This is a genomic window from Flavonifractor sp. An112 (genome assembly GCF_904377885.1).
Lineage (GTDB): Bacteria > Bacillota > Clostridia > Oscillospirales > Oscillospiraceae > Flavonifractor > Flavonifractor avicola.
On the sequence record NZ_CAJFGT010000075.1, the window covers coordinates 1 to 12,059 of the forward strand.

General features: G+C 60.2%; 12 protein-coding genes and 1 pseudogene. 2 read left to right on the forward strand and 11 right to left on the reverse strand.

Translation table 11 applies throughout. The features are described 5' to 3' along the window. The 9 genes from IHN22_RS10560 to IHN22_RS10600 form a co-directional block, all read right to left on the reverse strand. A partial coding sequence (locus IHN22_RS10560; RefSeq protein WP_191435242.1) for an enoyl-CoA hydratase/isomerase family protein occupies positions 1–768 on the reverse strand: 768 nt, incomplete at its 3' end. Between the two features lie 47 nt (positions 769–815). After that, a complete protein-coding gene (locus IHN22_RS10565) occupies positions 816–1,988 on the reverse strand; it encodes a thiolase family protein (RefSeq protein ID WP_087266628.1) in 1,173 nt (390 codons plus the stop codon). A 1-nt stretch (position 1,989) separates the two neighbouring features. Beyond that, entirely contained in the window at positions 1,990–2,640 is a 651-nt protein-coding gene (locus IHN22_RS10570) for a CoA-transferase (RefSeq protein WP_191435244.1), read from the reverse strand. Between the two features lie 13 nt (positions 2,641–2,653). Then, positions 2,654–3,307, reverse strand: a complete 654-nt coding sequence (locus tag IHN22_RS10575; protein ID WP_087389307.1) for a CoA transferase subunit A — start codon at positions 3,305–3,307, stop codon at positions 2,654–2,656. Between the two features lies 1 nt (position 3,308). Further along, positions 3,309–4,538, reverse strand: a complete 1,230-nt coding sequence (locus IHN22_RS10580; protein ID WP_191435246.1) for an L-lactate MFS transporter — start codon at positions 4,536–4,538, stop codon at positions 3,309–3,311. A gap of 11 nt (positions 4,539–4,549) precedes the next feature. Continuing rightward, complete coding sequence (locus IHN22_RS10585) at positions 4,550–5,512, reverse strand: 3-hydroxyacyl-CoA dehydrogenase family protein (RefSeq protein WP_087187973.1); 963 nt, start codon at positions 5,510–5,512, stop codon at positions 4,550–4,552. 268 nt (positions 5,513–5,780) lie between these two features. Then, entirely contained in the window at positions 5,781–6,065 is a 285-nt protein-coding gene (locus IHN22_RS10590; RefSeq protein WP_191435248.1) for a hypothetical protein, read from the reverse strand. Then, entirely contained in the window at positions 6,046–7,326 is a 1,281-nt protein-coding gene (locus IHN22_RS10595; RefSeq protein ID WP_191435250.1) for a DUF362 domain-containing protein, read from the reverse strand. The genes IHN22_RS10590 and IHN22_RS10595 overlap by 20 nt, the downstream gene beginning before the upstream one ends. Positions 7,327–7,355: 29 nt before the next feature. Then, positions 7,356–8,627, reverse strand: coding sequence for an MFS transporter (locus IHN22_RS10600; RefSeq protein ID WP_191435252.1), 1,272 nt, complete (start codon positions 8,625–8,627; stop codon positions 7,356–7,358). Between the two features lie 249 nt (positions 8,628–8,876). Between IHN22_RS10600 and IHN22_RS12835 the strand changes: the two are divergent. Beyond that, a pseudogene (locus tag IHN22_RS12835) lies at positions 8,877–8,951 on the forward strand (LysR family transcriptional regulator); the annotation flags it as partial. 353 nt (positions 8,952–9,304) lie between these two features. Next, positions 9,305–9,778 carry a LysR family transcriptional regulator substrate-binding protein gene (locus IHN22_RS12840; protein ID WP_300986419.1) on the forward strand — a complete coding sequence of 158 codons (474 nt, stop codon included), beginning with the start codon at positions 9,305–9,307 and terminating at the stop codon, positions 9,776–9,778. 68 nt (positions 9,779–9,846) lie between these two features. On the opposite strand, the gene IHN22_RS10610 is transcribed toward IHN22_RS12840, so the two are convergent. Together IHN22_RS10610 and IHN22_RS10615 are read right to left on the reverse strand one after the other, a co-directional pair. Further along, positions 9,847–11,184, reverse strand: a complete 1,338-nt coding sequence (locus IHN22_RS10610; protein ID WP_087188949.1) for an MATE family efflux transporter — start codon at positions 11,182–11,184, stop codon at positions 9,847–9,849. 160 nt (positions 11,185–11,344) lie between these two features. Next, the coding region (locus IHN22_RS10615; protein WP_191435253.1) for an FAD-dependent oxidoreductase at positions 11,345–12,059 on the reverse strand (715 nt) is incomplete at its 5' end.

Consider the following 12,059-nt stretch of genomic DNA (forward strand, 5'->3'; position numbering starts at 1 on the left):
GCCGTACTGCTCGCTGACGGTGTGCAGCTTCAGATCCTCCACCAGCAGCTTCTTCAGGGGCCGCTTGGCCAGGTTGGACATGATGGTGCGGTTCTCGTAAGGCATGGTCTTGAGCATCCGGGCGATCTCCCAGGCGCGGGCCATAACCTGATCCTTGGGCACCACTTCGCTGACCATTCCCCAGTCCAGCATCTGCTGGGCAGTCCACTGACGGGCGGTCATCATGTAGTAGTTGCCCCGCTTGGTGCCGAAGTAGTGCTGAGCCATCAGGCCCATGCCGTCGCCGGGCACCAGGCCGCCGTGGGCGTGGGGCACCTCGATCCAGGTATCATCGGAGCAGATGGTGATGTCGCTGAGCATGGCGGAGTCCCAGTGGAAGCCGGGGCCGGGCAGCACACCGATGGTGGGCACATCCAGATCGAAGATCATGTTCTTGATCAGGTTGGTGTCGTCAAAATACTGGTGCTGGAACCGCTCGGTGGGCAGCTTGGAATAGGTCTCCCAGCCGTTGGGATCGGACTCGGTCATCCAGCTGTCGCCGATGTGGGTGAAGATGATGATCTCATTCTGGTTGTCCAGGGACAAGATGCGCACCAGCTGACTAATAGCCCGGTGGGACATACCACTGTGGTGCATGGGGCCGTCGTTGGTCTTCCAGGTCACCTGCAGGATACCGTCCTCACGGTACAGGTCCGCGAAATCCTTGAACCACTCCTTGTACTCGTCCAGCTGGGGGAGCTTCACATAATCGGCCAAAGGCTTACCCATAATCAATACCTCCATAAAATGGTCAATATAATAATTGTTGTGTCAATTTATTCCGCTTTGAAGATACCGGCCGCGCCCATGCCGCCGGCAATGCACATGGTCACCAGGGCGTACTTGCCGCCGGTGCGGTGCAGCTCAGAGATGGCCTTGCAGGACAGTACCGCGCCGGTAGCGCCCAGAGGATGACCCAGAGCCATGGCGCCGCCGTTGGGATTGACCTTGGCGGGATCCATGCCCAGCTCCTTGATGCAGGGGCTGACCTGAGCGGCAAAGGCCTCGTTGAGCTCGATCACGTCCATATCGTTCACGGTGAGGCCAGTATACTCCATCACCTTGGGCACGGCGTAGATGGGACCCAGACCCATATAGGCGGGGTCCAGACCGCCCACGCAGAAGCCCAGGAAGGAGGCCAGAGGCTTGATGCCCAGCTCAGCGGCCTTGTCCCGGCTCATGAGCACCAGGAAGGCAGCGCCGTCGCTGGTCTGGGAAGAGGTGGCGGCGGTGACCCGGCCATTCTCCCGGAAGCAGGGCTTCATGGAAGCCATCTTCTCCATGCTGGTGTCACGGCGGATGCCCTGGTCCTTGTCAAAGACGATGGGATTGCCCTCGGCATCCACGCCGGGCAGAGGGATAATCTGATCGTCAAAGTAACCGGCGTCCTGGGCATGAGCCGCCTTCTGATGGCTGGCCAGGGCCAGAGCGTCCATCTCCTCCCGGGTGACGTTGTACTTCTCAGCCACATTCTCAGCGGTCTCGCCGTTGGAGATGTACTGATTGGGGTCGTGCTCCAGCAGCCAGGGGTTCATGTCGCCGCTGCGGTCCAGCGTCATGGGCAGAGCGGTCATGGACTCAATGCCGCCGGCCACGATGCAGTCGGCCTGTCCGGCCTCAATCTGCCAGGCAGCCAGGGCCACAGCCTGGAGAGAGGAGGAGCAGAAGCGGTCCACGGTGAGGCCGCAGGCGGTGTAGGGCAGTCCGGCACGGGCGGCCACCAGGCGGGCGGGGTTGAGGCCCTGCTTGGCCTCGGGGATGGCGCAGCCCAGGATCACATCCTCCACCAGAGCGGGGTCCAGCTGGGGGATCTTCTCCATAACACCCTTCAGCACCAGGCCGCCCATGTCGATGGGATGAAGCTGACGCAGAGCGCCCTTCTTACCGGATTTAGCCACGGCGGAGCGGCCGTAGGCCACGACCACTGTTTTGCTCAGCGGTTTTGCCATATCAATCTTCCTCCATTACAATCAGATCAGGGGCCACCAGAAGCTTAGGCTCCACAGCGGCCTGAATTTCTTCCACGGTATGGCCCTTGCGGATCTCAGAGAGCACCAGACCTTCCGGGGTCACGTTGATGACACAGCGGTCGGTAACGATGTGGTCCACGCAGTGGATGGCAGTGAGGGGCATGGTGCACTGGTTCACCACCTTGGGCGCACCGTTTTTAGCCACCAGATCCATGGCCACAATCACCTTCCGGGCGCCGTTGCACAGATCCATGGCGCCTCCCATGCCGAAGGCACGACCGGGAGAAGCCCAGTTGGCCAGATCACCGTTGGCGGATACCTGAAGGCCGCCCAGCACGGTGGCAGCCAGCCGACCGGACCGGATGACACCGAAGGACATGGCCACATCGAAGGCACTGGCGCCAGGGACAGGGATAAAGTTTACGCCGCCGGCATTGACGAACCGCTCGTTCATCATCAGGCCCTCATTCACTGTGGCGCCGATGCCGATAAAGCCATTCTCGCTCTGGAAGAGCACCCCTTCGGCGGCATAGCTGCCGCAGAGGCTGGGGATACCGATGCCCAGGTTGACCACGTCGCCGGGTTTGAAGTAGGCAGCAGCCCGCTTGGCGATAAAGTTTCTGTTGTCCATCTGCTCCCCCTCCTTACACCAGAATCATGTCCACGAACATACCAGGCACCTTCACTTCGTCCGGGCCGATCTCACCCAGGTCGCAGAAGTGATCGCACTCCACGATGGACAGGTCGGCACAGGTGGCAATGACCGGATGGGAAGCATGGCCGCTGCTGCCACGATAGGCCAGATTGCCCAGAGGATCGGCCTTCCGGCAGCGGGTCAGGGCCACGTCAGCGTGGAGCGCGGTCTCCAGCAGGTACTTCTGACCATCGACCTCGATGATCTGCTTGCCCTCCTCCACCACGGTACCCAGGCCGGTCTTGGTGAGCACGCCTCCCAGGCCCATGCCGCCGCAGCGGATGCGCTCGATGAAGGTACCCATGGGGATAAGCTCGGCTTTCAGGGAGCCGTCCTGGATGCGGGCGTTGGTGCGGGGATTGGTTCCCACATGGGTGGTGATCATCTTGTCCACCCGTCCGGCCTCAATGATGCGGCTGATGCCCATGCCGGGGTCGCTGGAATCGATGGAATACACCGTCAGATGCTTGGCCCCGCTCTCCAGCACACAATCAATCAGCCGTTCCGGCATATAGTGATTGGTCTGGCCGCCGATGGCGATGGTCTGGCCGTCCTTGAAGCTGGCGATGATCTGCTCCATGGTACGTACTTTACTTAGTTCCATATCATTCTCCTTTGCGGGACACAGGTTTCAGGAATCGGGAGAGGACCAGGCCCACCGCTGCCAGCACCGCGGCAGTGACATAGGCTCCGGTATAGCTTCCCCCTCCCATGGTTTTAAAGGTAGTGGCCAAACTGGGCCCGATCAGGCTGGCCAGACCGAACACCACATACATCACACCGTAGTTTTCCGTGATGTACCGGGGGCCGAACATCCGGGCGGTGAGGGGTGTGAGGATGGAGGCCAGGCCGCCATAGCAGGAGGCCGCCACGCCCATCAGCACCAGCACCAACACCTCCTGCCACACCACGGCCAGCAGGCCCATGGACAGGATGCACAGCACAAAGACCGCACCAGCGGTATTGACCAGTCCCAGCTTGTCCGACAGGCTGCCCCACAGAAAGCGTCCGGCCATGTTGCAGGCGGCAAACACGCTGACGAAAAGGGCCGCTCTGGAGGAGGAATAGCCCAAGGACTGCTGGAGGATAGGAGATGCCTGGCTGATGACGATGACGCCGGCCACCAGGCCGCAGGTGAACACCACAACCATCTTCCAGAAGGTTCCGGTGCGCACCATCTGGCCCCGTCTCAGGTCGGCGGCCCCTCCCTGCTCCCCCCTGCTCTTGGGCGCCATAGCAGCCTGAAAACCCTCGGGCGGATCAGTCAGAAGCAGGGAGCCAACCAAAATGATCACGGCAAAGAGGATGCCCAGCACCTGAAAGGCCCGGTCCATGCCCACACCCTCCATCAACGCCGCGGCGGTAGGGGCCCACAAAATGGCGCCCGAACCGTAGGCGGCAGTGCCCAGTCCGGAGGCCAGTCCGGACCGGTCCGGGAAGAGGCGCACCACATAGGCCATCATGCTGGGGTAGATGAAACCTACGCCCAGTCCGGAGATTACACCGTAAAACAGATAGAGCTGCCAAATCTGGTTCATCCATCCCGTCAGCAGCAGTCCGCCGCCGAAGAGGATCGCACCTACGATCACACCGGCCCGGGTGGACATACGGCGGATCAGTCCGCCGAAGATCAGAGGCGCCATGGTGGAACACAGTACCGTAATGGTATAGGCCAGGGCCACGCCGGAGTCAGCCCAGCCGAAGCGGGTCACAATGGGGTTTTGCAGCACGCTCCAGGCATAGCCGAAGCCGGCGCAGACACAGATCACCATGGCGGAAATGAGACAGACCCAGCGCCGCCGGGTAAACGCGGTAAAATCCTTCGGGAAAGCCATGAAACCTCCTCTTACAGCTTGCGGTGGAGTTTCAGCAGCTCAATGAGCATCTGATCCCGATACTTGGCGCAGTCCTCATTGGTGTGGCCGATGTGATCGGGGAAATTGGCCATCTCCTTATCCACACCAGGCTGAGCCACCTCGGCCCAGTTGTCGGGCTGATGGGTCCAGGAGGCCATGTCAGCCAGCCAGCGGTCGCCGGAGTTGCCCAGCATCTGCACCATACCGGTGAGACCGCCGGGGTTGCCCAGCTGCATGATCATGTTGTGGCCGAAGATGGCCCAGCGCAGGCCGGGGCCGTATACCAGGGCCTTATCTGCGTCCTCTACGGAGCACACGCCCCGCATGACCAGATCCTGCACCTCACGGTAAAGGGCCAGCTGGAGCCGGTTGGCAATAAAGCCGGGGCACTCCTTGCGCAGCAGCACCGCCTCCTTGCCGATGGACTGATAGAAGTCGTAGGCCAGCTGGAGCAGCTCCGGATCGGTCTTGTCGCCGGAGGTCAGCTCCACCAGGGGAATCAGGTGAGGGGGATTGTAGGGGTGGGCACCCACGCACCGCTCCGGGTGAGCCGCCTGGGCTGCGATATCACTGACCAACAGGCCGGAGGTGGAGCTGGCATAGATGGCGTCGGCGGAAGCATACTCCTCCACCTGGGCCAGGATAGACCGCTTGATCTCCAGCCGCTCAGGGCCGCTCTCCTGGATGAACTGGGCGTTCTTCACCGCCTCTTCCATGGAGGTGGTCAGCTTCACCCGGTCGGCGATCTCCTGCCGCCGCTGGGGTGTCACTGCCTTGAACTGCTCCAGGGCATCCAGGCTCTTGTGCATCTGAGCCTGACTCTTGGCCAGCTGCTCGTCATTGATATCGTACAGAACCACATCCAGGCCCTTCATGGCAAACTGAATTGCCCAGCTGGAACCGATCACACCGCCGCCCACACAGGCCACTCGCTTGATCTCTTCCGGTTTCATATGTAAATCTAGCTCCTTTCACTGTGTAACCCGGCGGCGTGCTGGCGCCGGCGGTCCGTTGGGACCCAGGTTCGAGAATAGAGTCAGAGCCCTGGAAAGACACTCTTTCAGGGCAAGCTGACTCTGTTCCCGCGCAGGGCGTCCCGTTCTTGGATTTCAAAGCCCTGCGCCCTGCCGGGGCGTGATCCCATCCCGCCCCGGCAGAACATCTGTGGAATTATAGCGGAGGCCTGTATCCGAACGGGTTCAGGCCTCCCCTTCCCCGCTCTCAGCTGCAGTGATAGCGCAGGCTGGTGGCGGCGCGCACCATCTCGTCCCAGTTGGAAAACTGGGTGCTCTCCTTGACAAAGCTGTCCAGCAGAAGGGGCGCATAGACGATGGTATCCGCCTTCCAGTTGACCATCACCGCACTGGAGAATTTGAACCCGTCAAAGTTCTCAAAGCGGGTGTTCCGCTGCATGAATTCGTCGGTAAAGATATCCTCCAGCAGCTTCATCAGTTCCGGTGCGTCTGTCAGGGTCACATAGCCCTGATTACTTGTTGTCTGTTCCATAGAATTTCGCAGCCTCTTTCTCAACGTAGCCGCGCCACGCGGGAGCATCGTCTTCCATGCGCTGGCGGATCCAGGGCATCAGCTCGGGCTGGCCGGTAACGGCCTCCTTGCGGACGACGGTCATGTACAGGGAGCCCTCTCCGGGGGGGCAGCCGGGCAGGAAGTAGGCCTTGGGGTGCTCCTTCAGATGCCGGCGGGTGCAGTTGCCGTGGAGGATGATCTTCTCGTCGGGGGTGTTGGGGTCCAGCTTGTTGTCGCAGCCGGCCACAATGGTCATGCCCTTGTTCTCATCGTAGATGCCGATGGCCTTCAGGGTCTCCATGTTCAGGGTCAGCAGGGCCTGGCAGCTGGAGCAGGCGCCTTCGCAGTGGACGTCGTACTCAGGCCAACGGTTGCGGATATCCTCCAGATAGGGGACCCACATCTTCTTCTTGCAGTCGTCCAGCTTGTCGCCCACTACCTCGATGTTCTCCTGGTTGGTGGTGCCCAGACCCACCTCGTCAGCCACCTTGAAGTAGCTCACGCCGTCGGGATCGATGCCAACCAGCTCGCAGGCAATGCGGTCCAGAGCCACAGGGTCCTTGGAGCCCATGACGCAATCCAGCTCGATGGGGGTGGGAGTGTGGGGGGAGTAGCCGCTGGCGGCGCTCATCACGTCCATGATGTTGAGGTCGGGACGGCAGACACTCCACACGTCCATCATGGCCATGGTCAGGTTCTGGCGGTGCATGGTGGTGTGGACCTGATCCTGCACCACGCCCTTGATGTTCTTCAGTGCGCCGGAGAACACCATGCTGGCGTGGGCCTTCAGGATGGGCAGGTTGATGATGTGCTCGGCCTCCAGAAGCAGCCGGGGCAGCTTCACATGGCTGATGTTGGAGCGGTAACCGCGGACGGCTACATTAATCAGGTCCTTGCCCCGCTTGATGTCAACCAGCTCCACGCCCTCTTCCTGGGCCACCTTGGCAATACCGCAGGCCTCGTAGCATTCCATGGTGTCGCAGCCCACAGCGGCGGACTCGGCGATGACGATGCGCTTGGGATTGGCCTTACGCACCTCGCGGATCACGGCGCGGACGGTCTCGGGGTGGGTGCACACGGCAAACTCCGGGGGAGCGGCGTGGCCGGCGTTGGGCTTGAGCACCACGGTGGTGTTGGGCTCGATCAGATTGGTGACGCCGCCCAGCATATCAAAGACGCGGGTTACGTTTTCCTGAACGTCCTTGCCGTGGGCAAGGGCCACAGTAGAGTTCTTGCTCATAAGGTTACCTCCTTTTGTATTTGGACCGCTCACTTTTTATGGGCGGCCATGTAGTCCTGGTCATACTTGTGATCCTGCAGAGCCAGAATCAGCAGGATGGAAATAAAGGCCAGTACCGCGAAAACGATGTAAGCCACGCTCAGGCTGTTGAACAGCTGCTTGATCAGGCCGTTGACAGCAAAGTTGAGCATGAAGATGATGCTGGTCAGGGGGAACACCACGCTGTTCACCTTGGCGTAGCCCACCCGGCCGAACACGGAGCCGGGAACGGAGTTCATCAGGTTGGGAGCGGCAGCACCCAGGAAGCCGATGATCACCAGGGACACCCACACCAGAGGCATGATGCCGCTGACGTTACACAGCATGGCGATGATGTACAGAACGCCGGTGAGTACGCCCGCCTTCTTGATGCCAAGTTTAAACACGATGCGGCCGAAGATCACCGAACCGATGATGCCGATCACAGCGATGGCGCTCATAACGCCGGTGGCCATACCCAGATCCATGCCCACCTCCATGTTGCGTGAAACCAACTGGGTCATAATACCCATCTGAACCAGCATCAGCAGGCCGGTGGCAAACACACACAGCCACACTTCCTTGGTCCGCAGCAGCTTGCCGGTGGTCCAGCCCGCATCGGAAACCTCGGGGGGCTTGGTGGAATAGTTGGCCTTGAACTCGGCCTCAGTGACGTTATCGGGATACAGGCCTCGCTCAGTGGGGGTATTGCGCAGCAGGATGGCGCCGATCACGCCCACCACCACAGCCACAATGCCGCAGATCATGGAGCTGGTGCCGATGCCCATGGCGCCCTCCATCACGGTGAGCAGGGGGACGAAGAGCATGGTGCCCAGATTGGAACCCATGGCCACAACGCTCATGGCCTGGCCCTGCTTCTTGGGGAACCACATGGCCACCAGGGTACCGATGCCCACAAAGGAGCCGGCGCTCAGGCCGCCGCCCACGCAGCACATGGCGATGAGATACATGGGCACGTTCACGGCGTTACCGGCAGCGATGTGACCCAGGCCCGCCAGAATCAGGCAGCCGGCAGCCACCTTACTGGGGCCGATGCGCTGATTGACCTGGCCGGCCACAATGGCCACCAGAACACCAATCACACCGGCAATGGAGTTCATGGTAAGGATCAAACTTTGATCCACGTTCAACTTTTCCGCTACTGCGGGAGAGATCACGTTGGTGCCGTCAGCAAAAAAGCCGCCGTTGCTGAAGAAGATCAGCAATCCGAAGATCAGCAGAAACCAACCCCAGGCACCAAAGCCTCGCTTCGTTTGTTCCATACTTTCACATTCCTTTTTACACATTCCATCTGGGCAAACCGGACAGCGCCGTCTGCCCTTCCCTCTTGCGTAGCATTGCCTGACGTTCCGGATCGTCTTGGAGCGATTATCAGTATAAGCTTTACAAGCATTTTTGAAAAATATATAATGTTTACAGCAGTATAAACAATTCATATACTTACCAGGAGGAAACTTGGCATGGAACTTTCACAGCTTCGGTACTTTTCTGCCGTAGCCCAGTTGGGTAATATGTCAAAAGCAGCCGAGACCATGTTTGTGTCCCAGCCCAATCTGAGCACTTCCCTGTCCCGGCTGGAGGAGGAGATAGGAGTCCCGTTGTTTGAACGCAGAAGGGGTAAGATCACTCTGAATCAGAGCGGTGAGTGCTTCCTGCACTATGTGGACCATGCTCTGTCCGCCCTGGAAAAAGGCGTGCAGGAGGTACGCAATCTCAATGCCGACCGCCCGGAAGCGCTGTCCATTGCCTGTATGGTGGACGATACCATCATGCTGCAGCAGTTCCTGCTGAAAAATCCGGATATCAGCCTCAACCACCAGCGTGCCGATCTGCCCTCCGTCACCGCAATGCTGGAGCGCCAGGAGGTAGACCTGGCCCTCACCGTATTGGAGCCCCGGGAGACGATCTGGCCTTTGAACGGCTGTACGAGTGTGACTTTGTGCTGCTGCTCAACCGCGCCCATCCTCTGGCCGGCTGCCAGAGTATCAGCCGCCAGCAGTTGGCGGGCGAGCACCTGGCCATCGACGGCTCCCGCGTCAACCGGACCACCTTCTGCGCCGCTGAAGAAAAAATGGGAAACAACCCCATCATCGACTACGACGTGCGGCACCTGGAGCTGCTGCTCTCCCTGGTGGAGGCCAATCGCTGTATCTCCATTGTGCCATCGGTAAAATATCGGGAGCTGCGGCTGCTGGGCAAGCACAGCGACGTGGTCTGCCGGCCCTACTCCGACGGCGCGCCGGTGGCCTATTTCGGTATCGCCTACCATAAGCGCCGCCCGCTGAACGCCCAGGGCAAGCGGTTCCGGGACTTTGTGCGCAACTATTTGCAGGGGATCGACCGGGCCTATGAGGCTCTGATAGATCAGGTCCGCTCCGAGATTGCAGACGACGCATCGCAGAGCGCCACCTGACCTGAGCGCATATAAAAAGCCCCCGCTGGGGACCATTTGAGGTCCTCAGCGGGGACTTTTTCATTCTGTTATGCTACGTTCTTTGCGATTTTCCAGCGGTTGGAGCGGTAGAACCACCAGCCCACCGGCACCGAGCTGGACACCGCAATGCCGCAAGCCAGATAAACACCGTAAATGCCCATAAAATGCTCCAGAATCACCGCCAGCACCAGACGGACCACGATGCAGTTGAGGAAGGAGTTCCACATAATAAACACCGTGTGGCCCGAACCAGTGGCCAACGTGTTATAGGTGTACATACCTGCATAGAAGAGCTGGCATACAATCTCAATCCGCAGGTTGATGACGGCCCAGTGCTGAACCTCCGGGTCGGGGGTGAAGATCATCACCAGCCAGGGAGCCAGGACCTCGGCCAGCACGATGATGACTGCCGCCATACCCAGGGACAGCTTCATACAGGTCTTCATCACCTGCTCCGCCCGGTCGTACATCTTGGCGCCCAGGCACTGGGCGCACATGGTGCCGGCGCCGGTGGTGAGCGCGGACAGGAACAGCTGGCAGAAATCCCGGATTTTATTGGAGGCTCCGTTACCGGCAGACACCGCCACACCGTATTTGTTCACCAGGCTCAGCACCACCAGCCAGGAAATGCTGGCGATGGTCCACTGGAGGGCCACCGGCAGACCCAGCTTCAGGGTCATACCCACCACGCGGCGCTCCGGGCGCAGGTACTTCAGCCGCAGGCCCAGGCTGTCCCTATGGATCAGGCTGAACACCAGGGCTGTTATAAAAGACACCGCCTGACCAATTACAGTGGCCATAGCCGCGCCTGCCACACCCATCTCATAGACCGCCACAAACAGAATGTCCAGGATTACATTGAGGCTGACGGACACAATGATGCAGTACAGCGGGATGCGGGAATTTCCCACCCCCCGCAGAATGGCCGACAGTGCGTTATACCCAAAGATGAACAACAGACCGATGCCGCAGATTCCCAGGTAGGCCACCGAATCCTCCATGGCAGGGGCTTTCAGCAGCGTCAGGAAGGGCCGGCCCAACAGCAAAATCGCCACGGTAAACAAAATACCGGTGATAACGCCCACCGTGAAGGTATTACCTGCCGCTTTCTTGCGCTCCTCGTCCGCGCCGCTGCCAAAGTAGCGGCCCACCAGGATGTTGCCGCCCACCGTCAGGCCTATGGCCACCTGGGTCAGCATATTCATGATGACGCTGGAGGTGTTGATGGCGGAGATACCGTTATCTCCGATGAAATGACCGGCGATGATAATGTCCGTGATGGAATAGATGGCCTGCAGTAGGCTGGATGCCACCAGGGGCATGGCGTATCGAATCAGCTTGCGGCTGACACTCCCCTCGGTCAGATTGTTCTGAAGGGCGGGCATACCCATCCTCTCCTTTTCTCTTTCTCATACATGGTATAGTGTACCGCGCCGTCCTTCTCCCTGCAATCCCCACCTTTTGCTCAGTCACTTTCTTTTTAGTAACCAATTTCATATCAAATAAAGCGGGGCCCGCCGGAATCCGGCGGGCCCCGCTGAACTTTTATTTGCTGTGCTTTTTGGTCAGGTATTCGTGCATGGAGGCGGCAGCCTTCTTGCCAGCGCCCATGGCCAGGATCACAGTGGCTGCGCCGGTAACGGCATCGCCGCCGGCATAGACCCCTTCCCTGCTGGTAGCCATAGTCTCCTCATCCACCTGGAGGCAGCCCTTCTTGTTGGTCTCCAGGCCGGGAGTGGTGGACCGGATCAGGGGGTTGGGGCTGGTGCCCAGGCTCATGACCACAGTGTCCACGTCCATCACGAAGTTGGAGCCCTCCACCACCTTGGGGGCACGGCGGCCGCTCTCGTCGGGAGCAGTGAGGCGCATCTTGACGCACTCCAGGCCGCCCACCTTGCCGGTGCCGTCGTCCAGTACCCGCACAGGATTGGTGAGCAGCATGAACTCGATGCCCTCCTCCTTGGCGTGGTGGACCTCCTCCTTACGGGCGGGCATCTCCTCCTCGTCCCGGCGGTAGAGCACATAGACGTGCTTGGCGCCCATGCGCTTGGCGCAGCGGGCGGCGTCCATGGCCACGTTGCCGCCACCGATGATAGCAGCGGAGCCGGAGATCTTCAGGGGGGTGTCGTATCCCTCCCGGTAGGCCTTCATCAGGTTGATACGGGTCAGGTACTCGTTGGCGGAGTACACGCCCGCCAGGGTCTCGCCCTCGATGCCCATGAACATGGGCAGGCCGGCGCCGGAGCCGATGAACACGGCC

Bases quoted from the DNA above. Each gene is read 5' to 3' on its own strand.
- IHN22_RS10565 (WP_087266628.1), bottom strand. From the start codon at position 1,988: ATGGCAAAACCGCTGAGCAAAACAGTGGTCGTGGCCTACGGCCGCTCC.
- IHN22_RS10570 (WP_191435244.1), bottom strand. From the start codon at position 2,640: ATGGACAACAGAAACTTTATCGCCAAGCGGGCTGCTGCCTACTTCAAA.
- IHN22_RS10575 (WP_087389307.1), bottom strand. From the start codon at position 3,307: ATGGAACTAAGTAAAGTACGTACCATGGAGCAGATCATCGCCAGCTTC.
- IHN22_RS10580 (WP_191435246.1), bottom strand. From the start codon at position 4,538: ATGGCTTTCCCGAAGGATTTTACCGCGTTTACCCGGCGGCGCTGGGTC.
- IHN22_RS10585 (WP_087187973.1), bottom strand. From the start codon at position 5,512: ATGAAACCGGAAGAGATCAAGCGAGTGGCCTGTGTGGGCGGCGGTGTG.
- IHN22_RS10590 (WP_191435248.1), bottom strand. From the start codon at position 6,065: ATGGAACAGACAACAAGTAATCAGGGCTATGTGACCCTGACAGACGCA.
- IHN22_RS10595 (WP_191435250.1), bottom strand. From the start codon at position 7,326: ATGAGCAAGAACTCTACTGTGGCCCTTGCCCACGGCAAGGACGTTCAG.
- IHN22_RS10600 (WP_191435252.1), bottom strand. From the start codon at position 8,627: ATGGAACAAACGAAGCGAGGCTTTGGTGCCTGGGGTTGGTTTCTGCTG.
- IHN22_RS10610 (WP_087188949.1), bottom strand. From the start codon at position 11,184: ATGCCCGCCCTTCAGAACAATCTGACCGAGGGGAGTGTCAGCCGCAAG.